This window comes from Chelatococcus caeni, from assembly GCF_014196925.1.
Lineage (GTDB): Bacteria > Pseudomonadota > Alphaproteobacteria > Rhizobiales > Beijerinckiaceae > Chelatococcus_A > Chelatococcus_A caeni.
Map to the genome: position 1 here is coordinate 11850 of NZ_JACIEN010000008.1, position 18334 is coordinate 30183.

Genomic DNA, 18334 nt, shown 5'->3' on the forward strand with positions numbered 1-18334 from the left:
GGCCATCGGGGCCTCTCCGGAAGACAAGGAGACGAGACGATGCGTGTGATGGTCATGGTCAAGGCGACCAAGGACAGCGAAGCCGGCGCCATCCCCTCGGCCGAGCTGCTCGAGGCCATGGGCAAGTACAACGAGGAGCTGATCAGCGCCGGCGTGCTGCTGACCGGCGACGGGCTGAAGCCTTCGTCCGCCGGCAAGCGCGTGGCCTTCGACGGCCCCAACCGCTCCATCATCGACGGCCCTTTCGCCGAGACGCGCGAACTGGTCGCCGGCTTCTGGCTCTGGGAGGTCAAGGACATGGACGAGGCGGTCGCCTGGGTGAAGCGCTGCCCCAATCCTATGCCCGGGCCGAGCGAGATCGAGATCCGCCCGGTGGTCGATGCCACCGATTTCGGCGAGGAGCTCGCCCCCGAATTCGGGGAGCGGCTCAACCGTCTGCGCGAGAGGCTGCCGGAACGCTGAGGCATCCCCTCGTCGCCATGCTTGCCTTGCCGCCTGTTTCTCGCCTAAGCGGAAGGCATGGCGGCAAGCGACACCCACCGCGCGATCGAGACGGTCTTCCGGATCGAACGCGCGCGGCTGGTCGGCGGCCTCGCCCGCATGGTGCGGGACGTCGACCTCGCCGAGGAGCTGGCGCAGGACGCGCTCCTTGCCGCCCTCTGCGAATGGCCGAGAACGGGTGTGCCGCAGAACCCCGGCGCGTGGCTGACGGCCACGGCCAGGCGCCGGGCCATCGACCGGCTGCGGCGCGCCGCGATGCTCACGCGCAAGCACGCCGAGATCGGCCGCGATCTCGCCGAGGAAAGCGAGAGTCATGTGGCCGCGCTCGAGGCGGCGCTCGACGACGATGTCGGCGACGAGGTGCTGAGCCTCATCTTCACGGCATGCCACCCGGTCCTCTCGCCGGATGCGCGCGCGGCACTGACGCTGCGCCTCATCGGCGGCCTGACGACGGACGAGATCGCGCGCGCCTTCCTCGCGGGCGAGCCGACCATCGCCCAGCGCATCGTCCGGGCCAAGAAGACCTTGCGCGAGGCCGGGCTGAGCTACGAGGTGCCGCGCGGCGGGGAGCGGGCGGAGCGCCTCGCGTCGGTGCTGGAGGTCATCTACCTCATCTTCAACGAAGGCTACGCCGCCACGGCCGGCGCGGACCTGACTCGCCCTGCGCTGTGCATGGAGGCCCAGCGCCTCGGCCGCATCCTGGCCGGCCTGATGCCCGAGGAGCCGGAGGTCTTCGGCCTCCTGGCGCTGATGGAGCTGCAGGCCTCCCGCCTCGCCGCGCGCCTGGGGCCGGACGGCATGCTCCTGCCCCTGACAGAGCAGAACCGCGCCCGCTGGGACCAGCTCCTCATCCGCCGCGGCCTTGCCGCCCTCGCGCGCGCCGAGGCCCTGGGCGGGGCTCGCGGACCCTATGCCCTGCAGGCCGCCCTCGCCGCCTGCCACGCGCGGGCGCGGCGGGCCGAGGAGACGGACTGGGCGCGGATCGCCGCGCTCTACGACACCCTGCGCGAGGTCATGCCCTCGCCGGTGGTCGACCTCAACCGTGCCATCGCGCATTCCATGGCCTTCGGCCCCGAGGCCGGCCTTGCGCTTCTCGCGGCGATCGATCGCGACGCCCTGCGCAACTACGCGCCGCTGCCGGCGGCCCGGGGCGATTTCCTCTTCCGCTCCGGCCGCCTCGCCGAGGCGAGGCAGGCGTTCGAGGAGGCGGCCGCCCTCACCCGCAACGAGCGCGAGAGGGCTTTCCTCCTCAAGCGGGCGGCCGCCTGCGGCGGCTGAATGCGGGAAGAGGCGGGCCCCGACAAGACGTCGCCGCGATCCTCTGCGATCATTTGCCAGATCGGCGCGACGCGCTTATATAGCGGCCAGTCCCCGTCATCGACGATCGATGATTGCTTCGGCCCCGCCGGGTCGGAGCGCAGGGAAACCGTGTCCGCCAGGCCGGGGCGCCAGGCGCCCGCCGAAATGTCTTAAGGAGCCGACCATGTCCACCGGACCGCTGATGCCCAAGGCGACCGCCGTCTGGCTCGTCGAAAACACGGCGCTGACGTTCGATCAGATCGCCGACTTCTGCAAGCTGCACCCGCTCGAGGTGAAGGGCATCGCCGACGGGGAGGTCGCGGCCGGCATCAAGGGGCTCGATCCGACGGTGAACGGCCAGCTCACCCGCGAGGAGATCGCCCGGGCCGAGGCCAATCCCGCCTACCGCCTCAAGCTCGCCCCGCCCAAGGTCAAGCTGCCGGAGGTCAAGCGCAAGAAGGGCCCGCGCTATACGCCCGTCTCGCGCCGCCAGGACCGGCCGAATGCGATCCTCTGGCTGCTGCGCAATCACCCCGAGCTGAAGGACGCGCAGATCATGCGTCTCGTCGGCACGACCAAGACGACCATCCAGCAGATCCGCGACCGCACCCATTGGAATGCGGCGCATCTGACGCCGATGGACCCGGTCACGCTCGGCCTGTGCTCGCAGATCGATCTCGACTTCGAGGTGGCCCGCGCCGCCAAGGACCGTCCGCAGGTGGCGCCCGAGAGCGACCAGACGCTGCTGCCGGCCGAAGTCACCACCGCGCCCGAGGAGGAGGTGCAGCCCTTCGGCGACACCTCGCGCCCGCGCCGGGAGGAAGAGGAAAAGCTCGACGTCGATTCCGTCTTCGCCAAGCTCAAGCAGCTCAAGCGCCCGGACGACGAGGAGGACGAAGAGCTCTGAGAAGCCGCCGGGAACGGCGCTTCCGACCGATTGGACCCCGCGGCACCATCCGCGGGGTTTTTCTTATGAGGCAGCCGATCCGCCCGGACGGCGGGCGAGCACGGCGGCGATCTCGTCGAGCGCCGCCGGATCGTCGATCGTCGCGGGCACGGACCATGCGTCGCCGTCGGCGATCTTCTTCATGGTGCCGCGCAGGATCTTGCCCGAGCGCGTCTTGGGCAGGCGCGCGACGACGAGGGCGAGCTTGAAGGCGGCGACGGGGCCGATCTCCTCGCGCACGCGGGCGACGATCTCGGCCTCGATCTCTGCGGGCGCGCGATCGACACCGCTCTTCAGCACGACGAAGCCGACGGGCACCTCCCCCTTCACCGGGTCGCTCGCGCCCACGACGGCGCATTCGGCAACGTCGGGATGGGCGGCGATCACCTCTTCCATGCCGCCGGTCGACAGGCGATGGCCGGCGACATTGATGATATCGTCCGTCCGCCCCATGACGAAGAGATAGCCGTCCTCGTCGACGTAGCCGGCGTCCGAGGTCTTGTAGAAGCCGGGGAAGGCATCGAGGTAACTCTCCCGGAAGCGCTCGTCGGCCTGCCACAGGGTGGGCAGGCAGCCGGGTGGCAGCGGCAGCTTCACCGCGATCTCGCCCATGGTGCCCTGCGGCTGGTCCTTGCCCGCCTCGTCGAGGATGTGCACGTCGTAGCCCGGCATCGGCACCGTCGGCGAGCCGTGCTTGACCGGCAGCGCACCGAGGCCGAGCGGGTTGCCGGCGATGGCCCAGCCGGTCTCCGTCTGCCACCAGTGGTCGATCACCGGCACGTTGAGCACCCGTTCCGCCCATTGCACGGTGTCGGGGTCGGCCCGCTCGCCGGCGAGGAACAGGGCGCGGAAGGCCGTCATGTCGACATTGTCGATCAGCGCACCCTGCGGATCCTCCTTGCGGATGGCGCGGAAGGCCGTCGGCGCGGTGAACAGCGTGGTGACGCCATGCTCGGCGATGACGCGCCAGTAGGCGCCGGCGTCGGGCGTGCCGACGGGCTTGCCCTCGTAGAGGATGGTGGTGCAGCCCGTGAGCAGCGGTCCGTAGACGATGTAGCTGTGGCCGACGACCCAGCCGATGTCGGAGGCCGCCCAGAACACCTCGCCCGGCGCCACGCCATAGAGGTTCTGCATGGACCAGGCGAGCGCCACCATGTGCCCGCCGTTGTCGCGCACCACGCCCTTGGGCTTTCCCGTCGTGCCCGAGGTATAGAGGATGTAGAGCGGGTCGGTGGCCTCCACCGGCGTGCAGTCCGCGTCCTTGCCGGCCGCGCGGGCCTTGCTCACCGTCTCCGCCCAGTCGAGGTCGCGGCCCTTGACGAGGCTCGCCTCTTCCTGGGCGCGCTGCAGGATGAGGCAGGCCTCGGGCTTCGCCGGCGAGAGCTCGATCGCCTCGTCGAGCAGCGGCTTGTAGGGCACGACCCGGGTCGGCTCGACCCCGCAGGAGGCGGACAGGATGACCTTCGGCTCGGCGTCGGCGATGCGCTGTGCCAGCTCCCGTGCGGCGAAGCCGCCGAAGACGACGGAATGGATGGCGCCGATGCGGGCGCAGGCGAGCATGCCGACCACCGCCTCCGGCACCATCGGCATGTAGATGACGACGCGGTCGCCCTTGCCGACCCCGAGGTCGCGCAGCACCGCCGCGAGCACGCGCACCTCCGACAGAAGGCCGTTGTAGGAGATGATGCGCTTCGCCCCCGTGACCGGGCTGTCGTAGATGATGGCCGGCTGGGAGCCGCGCCCGGCGTCGACATGCCGGTCGACAGCATTGAAACAGGTGTTGCAGGTCGCCCCCGGGAACCAGCGGCCGTAGACGCCGAGGGAGCCATCGAAGATCTGCGTCGGCGGGCGCATCCAGTCGATGGCCTTGGCCGCCTGCGCCCAGAAGGCGAGCGGGTCCGTGCGCCAGGCCTCGTAGACCTCCCCGTATCGGCTGCGTGCTGCAGATGCCTTGGGCGCGGCGATCATGCTGGCTGTCCTCCCGCTTGGCCGGGGCATGCCCCGGCGGACAGATGGTGCGACCGGCGGCGGCGCCTTGCAACATGCCCGAAAGCATGTCCGGCCCTGTGAGCATAGCAGCCCGGCGGCCGGCCGCCTTGAGACTTTCGGCGGGCCTGACTACCAAGAGATGCCTGCCGAGCCCAGCCCGAATGATCACCGATCCCCTCTTCTATCTCGCCGCCATCCCCGCGGTCGTCATCATCGGCCTCTCCAAGGGCGGCTTCGTCGGGCTCGCCATCCTGGGCATTCCGCTGATGGCGCTGTTCGTGCCGCCGGTGCAGGCCGCCGCCATCATGCTGCCCATCCTCATCGTGCAGGACGCGGTCGGCATCTATGCCTTCCGCCGGCACGTGAACAAACGCCTGCTCGCCATCACCCTCGCGGGCGCGCTTGCCGGCATCGTCCTTGCGACCTTCACGGCCGCGGCGGTCTCCGAGGCGGCGGTGCGGCTCGCTGTCGGCCTCATCGCCCTCGTCTTCGCCCTCAACTGGTGGCTCAACCTCGCCAAGCAGGCGGCGGGCGAGCGGCCGGGCGGCATCGCCTGGGGGCTCTTGTGGGGCAGCGTATCCGGCTTCACCAGCTTCATCAGCCATGCCGGCGGGCCGCCGTTCCAGGTCTACGTGCTGCCGCTCAGGCTCTCGCGCGACGTGCTCGTGGGTACCACCACGTGGTTCTTCGCCACCGTCAATCTGATGAAGGTGGCGCCTTATGTCTGGCTCGGCCAGTTCACGCACGAGAACCTCACAACCTCGCTCGTGCTCATGCCCGTCGCCGTCGGTTCGACCATGGCTGGCGTTTGGCTGGTGCGGCGCGTCGACCCGACCGCCTTCTATCGCCTCATCTATGCCCTGCTCGTGCTCGTCGGCCTCAAACTGACATATGATGGGTTTATTGCACTCATCTGATTCTTCCCGTCCCGCCCGGGACGAGAGCTCGACAGGAAAAGCCATGCCGCCGTTCGCACGTTTCACCATCCTTCGCACCGGCGTGGCCTGCCTTGCCCTCCTTCTTGCCGGCGCGAGCGCGGCAGCCTTCGACCTGCAGGGCCACCGCGGCGCGCGCGGGCTCTCGCCCGAGAACACCCTTCCCGCCTTCGAGAAGGCCCTGCGCACCGGGGTCGCGACGCTCGAGCTCGACATCGGCATGACGAGCGACGGCGTGCTCGTCGTCTCGCACGATCCCAAGCTCAATCCCGACATCACGCGCGGGCCCGACGGCACCTTCCTGGCCGGGCCGGGCAAGGCGCTGACCGCCATGACGCTCGAGGAACTGCGGAGCTTCGACGTCGGCCGCACCAGGCCGGACAGCCGCACCGCCAAGTCCTTCCCGGAGCAGACGCCGGTCGACGGCACGCGCATACCGACGCTCGAGGATGTCTTCGCCCTCGCCGAACGCCTCGGCGCGAAGGACGTGCGCTTCAACATCGAGACCAAGTCGAGCCCGGCGCCGGATGCCGGCACGCCCGAGCCGCGCGCCTTCGCCACGGCGCTGGCGAAGGCCATCGACAAGGCCGGGCTCGGCGAGCGCGCCACGGTCCAGTCCTTCGACTGGCGCACCCTCATGGCCTTGAAGGAGGTCTCGCCCGACATCCCGCGCGTGTGCCTGACGAGCGAGGGCAATTTCGACACGCTCCAGCGCGGCAAGGACGGCGGCTCGCCTTGGCTCGGCGGCCTCGATGTCGACGATTTCGATTCGGTGCCCGCCCTCGTCACGGAGGCCGGCTGCACCACCTGGTCGCCCAATTTCCGCAACCTCACGCAGCCGCTCGTCGAGGAAGCCCAGGAGATGGAGCTGGCGGTGGTGCCCTGGACGGTGAACGAGACCGATGACATGGCGCGCCTGATCGACTGGGGCGTCGACGGGCTCATCACCGACTATCCCGACCGGGCCCGCACCGTGATGGCCGCCAAGGGCCTGCCCCTGCCCGCGCCGGTCGCGCCCTAGGCCGACGAGGCGCCTCTCCCTTTGGCTGATTGATCGCCTGCGACCTGGCCGGCTAGGCTGCCACATCGCAAGTTCCGAAGTGGACTGGAAAGATGACGGCCTCAGCCTACGACCTCGACCTCGATCGCAACCCGGCCAATTTCCAGCCGCTGACGCCGCTGACCTTCCTCGAACGGGCGGCGAGCGTCTTTCCCGAGCGCACGGCCATCATCCACGGCAGCCTGCGCCGCAATTATCGCGACTTCTATGCCCGCGCCCGGCGCCTCGCCTCGGCGCTCGCCGCCCATGGCGTCGGCCGTGGCGATACGGTCTCGGTGATGCTGTCGAACACGCCGGCGATGCTCGAATGCCACTACGGTGTGCCCATGGCCGGCGCGGTGCTCAACACGCTCAACACCCGGCTCGACGCGGCCATCATCGCCTTTACGCTCGACCATGCCGAGACCAAGGTGCTGATCACCGACCGTGAGTTCTCGAAGACCGTCCGCGAGGCCCTCGCCCTCGCCAGGACGAAGCCGCTCGTCATCGACTACGACGATCCCGAATACGACGGCCCCGGCGAGCTCCTCGGCAGTGCCGACTATGAGACCTTCCTCGCCGGCGGCGACCCCGAACACGCCTGGCAGATGCCGGGCGACGAGTGGGACGCGATCTCGCTCAACTACACCTCGGGCACGACCGGCGACCCCAAGGGCGTCGTCTACCACCACCGCGGCGCCTACCTGCTCGCCATGGGCAACGTCGTCACCTGCGGCATGGGCAAGCATCCCGTCTATCTGTGGACGCTGCCGATGTTCCACTGCAACGGCTGGTGCTTTCCGTGGTCCATCTCGGTGGTCGCCGGCACGCATGTGTGCCTGCGCCAGGTGCGCGCCGGCGCGATGTATGCCGCGCTCGCCGAGCACGGCGTCACGCATCTGTGCGGCGCGCCCATCGTCATGGCGACGCTGCTCAATTCGCCCGACGCGGACAAGCGCGATTTTCCCCAGAAAGTCTCCTTCTTCACCGCCGCCGCGCCGCCGCCCGAGGCGGTGCTCGCCGCCATGAAGGACGCCGGCTTCGACGTGACCCACCTCTACGGCCTCACCGAGACCTATGGCCCTGCCGTCGTCAACGACTGGAACAGCGCCTGGGACGACCTGCCGATGGGCGACTATGCGACGAAGAAGGCGCGCCAGGGCGTGCGTTACCTCGTCCTCGAGGCCCTCGACGTGCGCGATCCCGAGACGCTCGCCCCCGTGCCGGCCGACGGTGAGACGCTCGGCGAGGTCATGTTCCGCGGCAACGTGGTGATGAAGGGCTATCTCAAGAACAAGGCCGCCACCGACACGGCCTTCGCCGGCGGCTGGTTCCACTCCGGCGACCTCGGCGTCAAGCACCCCGACGGCTACATCCAGCTCAAGGACCGCTCGAAGGACATCATCATCTCCGGCGGCGAGAACATCTCCTCCATCGAGGTCGAGGACGCGCTCTACAAGCACCCGGCGGTGCAGGCCGCCGCGGTCGTCGCCAAGCCGGACGAGAAATGGGGCGAGACGCCCTGCGCCTTCGTCGAGCTGAAGCCCGGGGCGGAGGCGACGCCCGAGGAGCTGATCGCCTTCTGCCGCAGCCGGCTCGCCGCCTTCAAATGCCCGCGCTACGTGGTCTTTACCGAGCTGCCGAAGACCTCGACGGGCAAGATCCAGAAGTTCCGCCTGCGCGAGATGGCCCGCGAGGTCTGAGGAAGCCGCCGGCCCATATGAAAACGGCCACCCTCAGGGTGGCCGTCGTGCCGGTTCAGCCGGCAGATCTGTCAATGTATCGATTGCGATATCGTCGTATGACGCAAGCGCTCCATCTCGTCCTTCAACTGCAGCTTCTTGCGCTTGAGTTCCGCGATCTTGAGCTCGTCAGCCGAGGGGCTGGCCTGCACCGTTTGGATCTCCCGCTCAAGCGCTTCGTGCCGCTTTGCGAGCTCGGCCAGATGGGCGTTCAAAGACATCGCTTTCCTCCTTCGGATCACTCCGACGACAGAACTGTGACACAGCATTGTGGCGGAGTCGAAGCAGATTCCGCCATCAGCGGCGCACCCGCGGCGAGCAGTGGGCAAGCCACCCTTTTTGCACGGGCTCGGCTTGCCGAGCGTGCGGCCGCGCCGCATACTTCGCGCTCCCGTCATTCACCGGGCCGATGCCCCCGGGCAGCGCCATGATGACCATTGATATCGACGACGAAGACGAGCGCCAGCAACTGTTGGGCGAACTCAATCGCCTGCGCGAGGAGCACCGCGACCTCGATGCGGCGATCGCGGCGATCGAATCCGTCGGCCCCGCCGACCAGTTGCAGATCCAGCGGCTGAAGAAGCGCAAGCTCATCCTCAAGGACCGCATCACCTTTCTCGAAGACAGGCTGACGCCGGACATCATTGCGTAGCGACAGTCGGCAGTCGGCAGTCGGCAGTCGCGCGGGCATCACCTCGCCGCAACCGGAAGCAACCTCGTGTCCCGGACGCATGCAGCGAGAGCGGAATGCGATCCGGGACCCAGCGCAAGAATCTGCCGAAGGCGCCATGTGAATAGACCCCGGCTCAGCACCGCATCATTTCGTGCTGCGGTGCGTCCGGGGCACGAGCGTGCGCAGGGTTGGCGGAGGCACGCCGCGACCATACCCCGTCGCATTTGCCGGACGCATGCAGCGTCGGTGAGACGCGAGAGCGGAGCCGATTGCCGATTGCCCACTGCCCGCCTGTTACTGTATGCCCCGCGCGGAAGGCTTTTTCGCAGGATCATCAATGACGACGCACACGCCGGTCGCCATCGTCATGGGCAGCCAGTCGGACTGGGAGACCATGCGCCACGCGGCGGAGACGCTGGCCGCGCTCGACATCGCCTACGATGCGCGCATCGTTTCCGCCCACCGCACGCCCGAGCGGCTCTTCGCCTTCGCCAGGGGCGCGCGCGACGAGGGCTTCAAGGTGATCATCGCCGGGGCCGGCGGCGCGGCCCACCTGCCGGGCATGGTCGCCTCGCTCACCCCGCTGCCGGTCTTCGGCGTGCCCGTGCAGTCGAAGGCCCTGTCGGGCCAGGACAGCCTCCTGTCGATCGTGCAGATGCCGGCCGGCATTCCCGTCGGCACGCTCGCCATCGGTCGGGCCGGCGCCGTCAACGCCGCCCTTCTCGCCGCGGCGGTGCTCGCCCTCTCCGACACGGCGCTCGCCGCGCGCCTCGACGACTGGCGCGCCGCCCAGAGCGCGGCCGTGGCCGAGCGGCCGCAGGATGACTGACGCGATGCTCGCCCCCGGCTCCACCATCGGCATCCTCGGCGGCGGCCAGCTCGGCCGCATGCTGGCGCTCGCCGCCGCCCGCTATGGCCTCAAGGCCCATATCTACGCGCCCGATCCCGACAGCCCCGCCTTCGAGGTGGCGGCCCGCCACACCGTCGCCCCCTACGCCGACGAGGGGGCGCTGGTCGGCTTTGCGGCGAGCGTCGACGTCGTCACCTACGAATTCGAGAACGTCCCTGCCGATACGGCCCACATCCTCGAATCGCACGTGCCGCTGCGGCCGGGCGCGCGGGCCCTCGCCGTGGCCCAGGACCGGCTCGAGGAGAAGACCTTCGTCAGCAACCTCGGCATCGCCACCGCCCCTTTCCGCGCCGTCTCCGACGAGACGGACCTGCGCGCCGCCCTCGCCGCCCTCGGCCGGCCGGCCGTGCTCAAGACGCGCCGCTTCGGCTACGACGGCAAGGGCCAGGTCATCATCAGGACGGGCGACGACCCGGCGGCCGCGCTCGGCGCCATCGGCCACGTGCCGGCGATTCTCGAAGGCTTCGTGCCCTTCTCGCGCGAAGTGTCCGTGGTGGCGACGCGTGGCCTCGACGGCACCGTCGCCGCTTACGACCTGTGCGAGAACGAGCACCGCGACCACATCCTCGCCATCACGCGCGTGCCCGGCACCCTGCCCGCGGACCTGTGCGACGAGGCGCGCGCCATCGCGGGGCGCATCGCCACGGCGCTCGACTATGTCGGCACGCTGTGCGTCGAGATGTTCGTCGTCGAGACGGACGGCGAGCCCCCGCGCCTTCTCGTCAACGAGATCGCACCGCGCGTGCACAATTCCGGCCACTGGACGATCGAGGGCGCCAAGACCTCGCAGTTCGAGCAGCATATCCGCGCCGTCTGCGGCTGGCCTCTCGGCTCGGTCGCGCTCGTCGGGCCGGTGGAGATGACCAACCTCATCGGCGATGACATGGCCGCCTGGCCGGAGCTCCTCGCCGAGGAGGGCGCGCATCTGCACCTCTACGGCAAGGCGACCGCCCGGCCCGGTCGCAAGATGGGCCACGTCACCCGCGTCAAAACCTGAGGTGTAGACCGGTTTCCGGCGCCGGACCTGTGGACAGGCGCCATCCGATCTGTTATCCACCCTGCCACGGTTGTGGCGCGCCGTTCGCGCCATTACGGCGTTTCGCCACTCACCACGAATTCAAAAGCGGGAAGACGACGCGTGCAGGTTCTCGTTCGCGACAACAACGTTGATCAGGCGCTCCGTGCGCTGAAGAAGAAGATGCAGCGCGAAGGCATCTTCCGGGAAATGAAGCTCCGCGGCCACTACGAGAAGCCGTCGGAGAAGCGCGCCCGCGAGAAGGCCGAGGCCGTCCGCCGCGCCCGCAAGCTCATGCGCAAGCGCCTGCAGCGCGAAGGCCTGCTGCCGAGCAAGCCGAAGCCGACCCGCTGAGGGGCCGCCGCAGCGGGGGCGCCTCTCGCCTCCGGCATCGCGGCATTGGCGTATCATCACGGGGTCCGGGCCCCGGCAGCGCAAGCGCCCTCCTCGCGGATGGGCGCTTTGTTTGCATGTGCCCGCCGTCCCGCCTCTCGGGGAGCGCCAGCGAGGTCCCGGCCGCGCCGGGGCGTTCACGCTCCTGCCTCACTTGTGTCCCAGAACCGGCACGCAACAAACGATCAACATGTTCGGGGTGGAGGATTGACGTGAACGAACGGGGGAAGTCGGCCTCTGGCGCCATCCTGTCGGCGACGACGCTCGGCCGCGGCCTGCTGCCGCTTGCGGTGGCACTGGCCCTGGCCGGCTGCGAGACGGTGGGCGGCGTCGGCGGCTCGCGCGGCGTGGCGGAGTTCGTGCAGGACAATACGGACGCGAGCAAGACCAACCTCGCCTCGCTGTCGGAGGTGATCCGGGCCAACCCGAACGATCCCCAGGCCTATAACGCCCGCGGTGCGGCCTATGCGCGCTCCGGCCGCTACAGCGACGCGATGAGCGACTTCAACCAGGCGATCAAGCTCGATCCGAATTTCGCCGCGGCCTACACCAACCGGGCGCTGTCGCTGCGCCAGACCGGCCGGGACGATCAGGCACTGGCCGACTTCAACCGTGCCATCCAGGCCGACCCCAATTACGGCCCCGCCTATCTCGGCCGCGCCAATCTGCTGCGCGTCAAGGGCGACTTCAACCAGGCGCTGGCCGATCTCTCCAGGGTCATCCAGCTCAACCCCGAATCGGCCGAGGCCTATCATGCCCGCGGCCTCGTGCACCAGCGCCAGGGGCAGAACGAGCTCGCCATCGCCGACTTCCGCTCGGCCATCGACCGCAACCCCTTCGCCGGCGCGCCCTATGCCGCGCGCGGCCAGAGCCTCGTCGCCGTGGGCAAGTACCAGGAGGCGATCGAGGACTTCAACGCCGCCCTCAACGCCGACAACCGCAATGCGGTGGCCTGGGCGTGGCGCGGCGTCGCTTTCGAGCGCCAGGGCGACCGCGCGCAGGCGACCGAGTCGTACCAGCGGGCGCTGTCCATCGACAGCAGCAACCAGGTGGCGCGCGAGGGCATGTCCCGCGTTGGCGGCGGCCTCGCGCTGTTCCGCTGATCCCCCTACCGCCGGCCGGCCTCCTGCTGCGCCGGAACGGTCAGAACATCCGTGCCGGCGACCCTCCCTGCGAGGGTATCGGCGATGAAGCGCTGGATGTGCGGCACCGCGCCATGGTCGAAGAGATCGACATGGCCACCGTCGACAAAGCGGACGAAGCGGCGCGCCGTCACGGCAAGGCCGAACAGCGCTTCGCCATGGGCGAAGGGGATGACACCGTCGCGCATGCCGTGCAGGATGAGCATCGGCACGCCGATGCGGCCCACGATCTCGTCGCTGCGGAACTGGTCGTTCATGAGCAGCGACACCGGCACGAACGGATAGATGCCTGAGGCCACCTTGGCCGTCGACAGGTAGGGCGCCTCGAGGATGACCCCGGCCAGCCGCTGCTCGGCCGCAAGGCGCACGGCAACGCCCGTGCCGAGCGATTCGCCATAGGCGAAGAGCCGTTCCGTACCGAAACGCTCGGCGGCATAGGCATAGGCCGCCGCGCCGTCACGGTGCAGGCCCGCCTCGCTCGGCCGGCCGGTCGACCCGCCATAGCCCCTGTAGCTGACGGCAACGAGGCCGGTACCGTCCGCGACCAGCTGCCGGAAGCGGCTGACGCGGAAGGCGAGCGCGAGATTGCCCGCATTGCCGTGGAAGAAGACGAGCACCGCCCTGTTCGGCGCCGGCGGCACCACCCAGGCATTCAGGCTCTCGCCGTCGCTCGTCTCGAGCTGCACCTGCTCGAGCCCCGGGATGGCCGCCACGCTGCCGTCGATCGGCGCGGCGTCGGCGGGAAACAGCAGGTCGCGCTGGAAGACGACGAGCCCCGCCACCATCAGCCCGTAGACGACGGCGAACAGCGCAGTGGCGTTGAGCGCGACCTTGATCATGTCTGCGCCATATCACGAGCGGGCCCGCAGCCGCCAGCCACGGCCTCGTGAGGCGCGCCCAAGAAAAAGGCCGCCTTGCGGCGGCCCTTCCGATGTTTGCTGCCGGAGCCGGTCAGTCGAGCGCCTTGACGATCTCCTCGACCATCTTCTTGGCGTCGGCGAAGAGCATCATCGTGTTGTCCTTGAAGAACAGCTCGTTCTCGACGCCGGCATAGCCCGAGCCCATGCCGCGCTTGACGAAGAGCACGGTCTTCGCCCTCTCGACGTCGAGGATCGGCATGCCGAAGATTGGCGAGGCCGGGTCGGTCTTGGCCGCCGGGTTCGTCACGTCGTTGGCGCCGATGACGAAGGCGACATCCGCCTGCGCGAACTCGGAGTTGATGTCCTCGAGCTCGAACACCTCGTCGTAGGGCACGTTGGCCTCGGCGAGCAGCACGTTCATGTGGCCCGGCATGCGGCCCGCCACGGGGTGGATGGCGTATTTGACCTCGACGCCCTCGTGCTTGAGCTTGTCGGCCATCTCGCGCAGCGCGTGCTGGGCCTGCGCCACCGCCATGCCGTAGCCCGGCACGATGATGACCTTGCTCGCGTTCTTCATGAGGAAGGCGGCGTCGTCGGCCGAGCCCTGCTTGATGGGCCGCGCCTCGGTCTCGCCGGCTGCCGCCGTCGCGCTCTCGCCGCCGAAGCCGCCGAGGATGACCGAGATGAACGAGCGGTTCATCCCCTTGCACATGATGTAGGACAGGATGGCACCCGAGGAGCCGACCAGCGCGCCCGTGATGATGAGCGCGAGGTTGCCCAGGGTGAAGCCGATGCCGGCCGCCGCCCAGCCCGAATAGGAGTTGAGCATCGACACGACGACGGGCATGTCGGCGCCGCCGATCGGGATGATGAGCAGCACGCCGAGCGCGAAGCTGACGAGCGTGATCAGCCAGAAGACGAGGCGGCTCTCCGTCAGCACGAAGAGGACGATCAGCACCACGAGCGCCACGGCGAGCGCGATGTTGATGGCGTGCCGGCTCGGCAGCATGATCGGCTTGCCGCTCATGCGCCCGTCGAGCTTGAGGAAGGCGATGACCGAGCCGGTGAAGGTGATGGCGCCGATGGCGACGCCGAGCGCCATCTCGACGAGGCTGCCACCGTGAATGGTGCCGACCTGGCCGATGTCGAAGGCCTGCGGCGCATAGAGCGCGGCCGCCGCCACCAGCACCGCCGCCATGCCAACCAGCGAGTGGAAGGCCGCGACCAGCTGCGGCATCGCCGTCATCGGCACGCGCTTGGCGATGACCGCACCCGTGCCGCCGCCGATGGCGATGCCGACGATGACGAGCAGCCACGCGAGCCCGCCCGCCGGCGGATGGCCCACCAGCGTCGTCACGATGGCAAGGCCCATGCCGATCATGCCGTAGAGGTTGCCCTGCCGCGACGTCACCGGATGCGACAGGCCGCGCAGCGCGAGGATGAAGAGGACGCCCGCGGCGAGGTAGAGAAGGGTCGAGAGATTGGCCGACATTCGCTCAGCCCTTCTTCTTGTACATGGACAGCATGCGCTGCGTGACGAGGAAGCCGCCGAAGATGTTCACGGAGGCGAAGACGAGGGCGATGAAGCCGAAGATCCGCGCCCACACCGGCCCGTCGCCGAGCACCGGCGCCGTCTCGACGCCGACGGCGAGCAGCGCGCCGACGACGATGACGGAGGAGATGGCGTTGGTCACCGACATCAGCGGCGTGTGCAGGGCCGGCGTCACCGACCAGACCACGTAGTAGCCGACGAAGACCGCGAGCACGAAGATGGCGAGGCGGAACACCGTCGGGTCGACGGCGCCGCCCGTCGCGGCATGGGCGGCGGCACCCAGCGCCGCGGCCGCCTGATCGGCATAGCTCTGTGCGGCTTCGGCCGCTTGTCTGGCGACGTCGGCCGCCGCACGGGCCTGTTCGAGCGCCTGTTCCGGCGTCAGGTTGGCCATGGCTCGCTTCCCCCTGCTGATCCTCGCCCCGGACGGGGCCTGTCGGACTGTCTTAACCCTGCGGCTGGAAGGCCGGATGGACGACGGCGCCGTCGCGCGTCAGGCAGGTTGCCTTGACGAGTTCGTCGTCCCAGTTCACGGCAACGGCCTTCGTCTCCTTGCTGACGAGCGTCTCGACGAAGGCGTAGAGGTTCTTGGCGTAGAGGCTGGAGGCCGTGGCCGCGAGCCGCCCCGGCACGTTGAGGTGGCCGACGATCTTGACGCCGTTGTGCACCGCGACCTCGCCGGGCTTCGCCAGCTCGCAGTTGCCGCCGCGCTCCACCGCGAGGTCGACGACGACCGAGCCCGGCTTCATCGATTCGACCATCGCCTTGCTCACGAGCTTCGGCGCCGGCCGGCCCGGAATGAGGGCGGTGGTGATGACTACATCCTGCTTGGCGATATGCGAGGCGACGAGCTCCGCCTGCTTCTGCTTGTAGGCGTCCGACATCTCCTTGGCGTAGCCGCCGGCCGTCTCCGCCTGCTTGAATTCCTCGTCCTCGACGGCGATGAACTTGGCGCCGAGCGATTCCACCTGCTCCTTCGCCGCCGGGCGCACGTCGGTCGCCGTGACGACGGCGCCGAGGCGCCGGGCGGTGGCGATGGCCTGCAGGCCCGCGACGCCGGCGCCCATGACGAAGACGCGTGCGGCCGGGACGGTGCCCGCCGCCGTCATCATCATCGGGAAGGCGCGGCCGTATTCCGCCGCCGCGTCGACCACGGCGCGATAGCCGGCGAGGTTCGCCTGCGAGGACAGGACGTCCATCACCTGCGCGCGGGTGATGCGGGGCATCAGCTCCATCGAGAAGGCGGCGACGCCGGTCTCGGCGAGGCCCTTCACGGCGGCCTCGTTGCCGTAGGGGTCCATGATGGCGATGACGAGCGCACCCTTGCCGACGCCCTTCAGCGCCTGAGGCTCCGGCCGCCTGACGGCGAGCACGATGTCGGCGCCCTTCACGGCCTCCGCCGCCGTCTTGGCGATGGTCGCCCCGGCGGCCTCGTAGTCCGCGTCCGTGATGCCGGAGGTGAGCCCTGCTCCGGCCTCGACCGCGACGGTCGCCCCGAGTGCCGTGAACTTCTTCACCGTCTCCGGCGACGCGGCCACGCGGCTTTCGAGATGAGCCGTCTCCTTCGCAATCGCGATGCGCATTGTTTCCCCCCGGGAACAAGGCCATCCCGCCAGGGCAGGGGCCGATCGTGATGAAAACCGCGGGGCCCGGCCGGGCCCGCTGTCAGAGCAGGAAGATCGCCAAGAAGACGAAGACGAGCACGACCGCGATGGTGGCCCATTTCGAGAAGGTGATGAACGCTGCGTAGGTGCGCTCGTGGGCGGGATAATCCATGTCCGGGTGCCCCCCGGCGGGAACGGCGTGCTTGTGCTCTGCCATGGTAATCCTCGGTATGATCCGGCGTCGTCCGGCTTTACCGCAAGGTGTCGCCGCATGCAACGCGGGCCGCGACAGCGTGGCCTCGTTCATTTGGCGGGCTCTGCTATTAAACCGTTTTAATCGACGCGCAAGAGCGATTCTTCACGCCGGCGCGGAAAGACCGGCCGTGGACAGGGCCCTGCCCTGCGCCGCCGCGACCGTATCGAGGCTGAAACGGTCGATCTCCGCCTCGAACAGGCGATGGAAATTCAGCTCGGCCCCGAGATGCAGGAAGACCGCCCCGAGGCCGATGGCCGCCCGGTCCATGAAGACGAATTCGCGCGGCACGCGCACCGGCCCCTTCTCGCGCAGCGCCTGCTTGACGCGCCAGGCCTCGCGCCGGCCGTATTCGCCGGGCGCCACGCCGTCGGCGATCGTGCGCACCCGGTCGTCCAGCAGGGGGCCGTAGATGAAGCGCGCCCACAGGTTGAGCACCTCGATGAGGTCCTTGCGCAGGCCGCGGAAGCCCCAGGTCTCGTAGGCCGCGACGACCCGGTCCGGCTCGTCGTCGCGCAGGCCCTGGTAGAGGTCCACCACCCCACCGACGAAGCGGGCCGGGAAGATGCGGATGCAGCCGTAGTCGAGCAGGTTGATGCCGGCGGCGTGGCCTGCCGCATCATCAAAGACCGTGTAGTTGCCGAGGTGCGGATCGCCGTGGATGACGCCAAAATGCGAGAACGGATGCCACCAGGCCTTGAACATGGCCGTGGCTAGGCGATTGCGGGTCTCAAGCGGCGCCTGCTTGTAGTCGAGGATCGGCCGCCCCTCGAGCCAGTCGAGCGTGAGCAGCCGGAGCGTCGACAGTTCCGCCCACACGCCCGGCACCCGCACCTCCGGCACGTCGGCGAGCATGTGGGCGTAGAGCGCGGCATGGCGCGCCTCGCGCCGGTAGTCGAGCTCCTCACGCAGGCGTGCGCCGATCTCCTCCTGGATCTCGGCCGTGTCGATCTCCGGGCTCAGCCGCCGCTGCACGGCGAGCAGCATGCCGAGCTGGCTGAGGTCCGCCTCGACGGCCGACTGCATGTCCGGATATTGAAGCTTGCAGGCGAGCGGCGCCCCGTCGTGCGAGCGCGCCCGATGCACCTGGCCGAGGGACGCGGCCGCCGCCGGCTGCAGGTCGAAGGCGCCGAACCGCCCGGCCCAGTCGGGCCCGAGCTCGGCCATCATGCGCCGGCGCACGAAGGCCGCCCCCATGGGCGGGGCCTGCGACTGCAGCTTCTGCAGTTCCGCCGCATATTCCGGCGGCAGCGCGTCCGGGATGGTGGCGAGCAGTTGCGCCACCTTCATGAGCGGCCCCTTGAGGCCGCCGAGCACCCCCGTCAGCTCCGCCGCATAGCGCGAGCGGTCCGCATCCCGCCCGAGCACCCGCGTGCCCACCATCCGCGCGGCGATGCCGCCCACATTGGCGCCGACTCGCGCATAGCGGGCCGCACGCGCCGAGAACCGGTTGCCTTCGGGATCGCTCATGGGGCGTTTTC

19 protein-coding genes are annotated in these 18334 nt (G+C 69.3%); 11 read left to right on the top strand and 8 right to left on the bottom strand.

The genetic code is table 11. The features are described 5' to 3' along the window. Window positions 1-39 precede the first annotated feature (39 nt). From GGR16_RS22955 to GGR16_RS22965, 3 genes are all read left to right on the top strand, one after another. Window positions 40-462, top strand: a complete 423-nt coding sequence (locus GGR16_RS22955) for a YciI family protein (RefSeq protein ID WP_071924114.1) — start codon at window positions 40-42, stop codon at window positions 460-462. Between the two features lie 57 nt (window positions 463-519). Continuing rightward, entirely contained in the window at window positions 520-1779 is a 1260-nt protein-coding gene (locus GGR16_RS22960) for an RNA polymerase sigma factor (protein WP_183318454.1), read from the top strand. A 205-nt stretch (window positions 1780-1984) separates the two neighbouring features. Continuing rightward, window positions 1985-2707, top strand: coding sequence for a DUF1013 domain-containing protein (locus GGR16_RS22965; protein WP_019403319.1), 723 nt, complete (start codon window positions 1985-1987; stop codon window positions 2705-2707). A gap of 63 nt (window positions 2708-2770) precedes the next feature. On the opposite strand, the gene GGR16_RS22970 is transcribed toward GGR16_RS22965, so the two are convergent. Beyond that, window positions 2771-4714, bottom strand: coding sequence for a propionyl-CoA synthetase (locus GGR16_RS22970; RefSeq protein ID WP_019403318.1), 1944 nt, complete (start codon window positions 4712-4714; stop codon window positions 2771-2773). A gap of 182 nt (window positions 4715-4896) precedes the next feature. On the opposite strand from GGR16_RS22970, the gene GGR16_RS22975 reads away from it, so the two are divergent. The 3 genes from GGR16_RS22975 to GGR16_RS22985 all read left to right on the top strand — a co-directional run bounded on the left by GGR16_RS22975 (window position 4897) and on the right by GGR16_RS22985 (window position 8412). Beyond that, complete coding sequence (locus tag GGR16_RS22975) at window positions 4897-5652, top strand: sulfite exporter TauE/SafE family protein (RefSeq protein WP_019403317.1); 756 nt, start codon at window positions 4897-4899, stop codon at window positions 5650-5652. A gap of 43 nt (window positions 5653-5695) precedes the next feature. Then, the gene (locus GGR16_RS22980) at window positions 5696-6691 is read left to right on the top strand and encodes a glycerophosphodiester phosphodiesterase (protein ID WP_183318456.1); all 996 of its coding nucleotides are present in this window, start codon (window positions 5696-5698) and stop codon (window positions 6689-6691) included. 92 nt (window positions 6692-6783) lie between these two features. Beyond that, a complete protein-coding gene (locus GGR16_RS22985; RefSeq protein ID WP_183318458.1) occupies window positions 6784-8412 on the top strand; it encodes an acyl-CoA synthetase in 1629 nt (542 codons plus the stop codon). A 71-nt stretch (window positions 8413-8483) separates the two neighbouring features. Here the strand turns inward: GGR16_RS22985 and GGR16_RS22990 are convergent, their stop codons facing one another. Continuing rightward, window positions 8484-8672, bottom strand: a complete 189-nt coding sequence (locus tag GGR16_RS22990) for a YdcH family protein (protein WP_019403314.1) — start codon at window positions 8670-8672, stop codon at window positions 8484-8486. Between the two features lie 206 nt (window positions 8673-8878). On the opposite strand from GGR16_RS22990, the gene GGR16_RS22995 reads away from it, so the two are divergent. The 5 genes from GGR16_RS22995 (at window position 8879) to GGR16_RS23015 (ending at window position 12545) form a co-directional block, all read left to right on the top strand. Next, a complete protein-coding gene (locus GGR16_RS22995; protein WP_197286595.1) occupies window positions 8879-9103 on the top strand; it encodes a YdcH family protein in 225 nt (74 codons plus the stop codon). Between the two features lie 358 nt (window positions 9104-9461). Then, window positions 9462-9953 carry a 5-(carboxyamino)imidazole ribonucleotide mutase gene (gene purE / locus GGR16_RS23000; protein WP_019403312.1) on the top strand — a complete coding sequence of 164 codons (492 nt, stop codon included), beginning with the start codon at window positions 9462-9464 and terminating at the stop codon, window positions 9951-9953. After that, window positions 9946-11031: a 5-(carboxyamino)imidazole ribonucleotide synthase gene (locus GGR16_RS23005; RefSeq protein ID WP_183318460.1), complete on the top strand. Its 1086-nt coding sequence runs from the start codon at window positions 9946-9948 to the stop codon at window positions 11029-11031. The genes purE and GGR16_RS23005 overlap by 8 nt, the downstream gene beginning before the upstream one ends. Before the next feature lie 141 nt (window positions 11032-11172). Then, entirely contained in the window at window positions 11173-11403 is a 231-nt protein-coding gene (gene rpsU / locus GGR16_RS23010; protein ID WP_019403310.1) for a 30S ribosomal protein S21, read from the top strand. A gap of 251 nt (window positions 11404-11654) precedes the next feature. After that, complete coding sequence (locus tag GGR16_RS23015) at window positions 11655-12545, top strand: tetratricopeptide repeat protein (RefSeq protein ID WP_019403309.1); 891 nt, start codon at window positions 11655-11657, stop codon at window positions 12543-12545. A 5-nt stretch (window positions 12546-12550) separates the two neighbouring features. On the opposite strand, the gene GGR16_RS23020 is transcribed toward GGR16_RS23015, so the two are convergent. The 6 genes from GGR16_RS23020 to GGR16_RS23045 form a co-directional block, all read right to left on the bottom strand. Then, the gene (locus GGR16_RS23020) at window positions 12551-13423 is read right to left on the bottom strand and encodes an alpha/beta hydrolase (protein WP_019403308.1); all 873 of its coding nucleotides are present in this window, start codon (window positions 13421-13423) and stop codon (window positions 12551-12553) included. Between the two features lie 112 nt (window positions 13424-13535). Continuing rightward, window positions 13536-14936: an NAD(P)(+) transhydrogenase (Re/Si-specific) subunit beta gene (locus GGR16_RS23025; RefSeq protein ID WP_019403307.1), complete on the bottom strand. Its 1401-nt coding sequence runs from the start codon at window positions 14934-14936 to the stop codon at window positions 13536-13538. A 4-nt stretch (window positions 14937-14940) separates the two neighbouring features. Further along, window positions 14941-15390 carry an NAD(P) transhydrogenase subunit alpha part 2 gene (locus tag GGR16_RS23030; protein WP_183318462.1) on the bottom strand — a complete coding sequence of 150 codons (450 nt, stop codon included), beginning with the start codon at window positions 15388-15390 and terminating at the stop codon, window positions 14941-14943. Between the two features lie 52 nt (window positions 15391-15442). Further along, the gene (locus tag GGR16_RS23035; protein WP_183318464.1) at window positions 15443-16579 is read right to left on the bottom strand and encodes a Re/Si-specific NAD(P)(+) transhydrogenase subunit alpha; all 1137 of its coding nucleotides are present in this window, start codon (window positions 16577-16579) and stop codon (window positions 15443-15445) included. Window positions 16580-16661: 82 nt separating this feature from the next. Further along, on the bottom strand, window positions 16662-16817 hold the full coding sequence (locus GGR16_RS23040; RefSeq protein WP_019403304.1) for an aa3-type cytochrome c oxidase subunit IV: 156 nt from the start codon (window positions 16815-16817) through the stop codon (window positions 16662-16664). A 141-nt stretch (window positions 16818-16958) separates the two neighbouring features. Then, window positions 16959-18323 carry an ABC1 kinase family protein gene (locus GGR16_RS23045; protein ID WP_183318466.1) on the bottom strand — a complete coding sequence of 455 codons (1365 nt, stop codon included), beginning with the start codon at window positions 18321-18323 and terminating at the stop codon, window positions 16959-16961. Window positions 18324-18334: the final 11 nt, after the last annotated feature.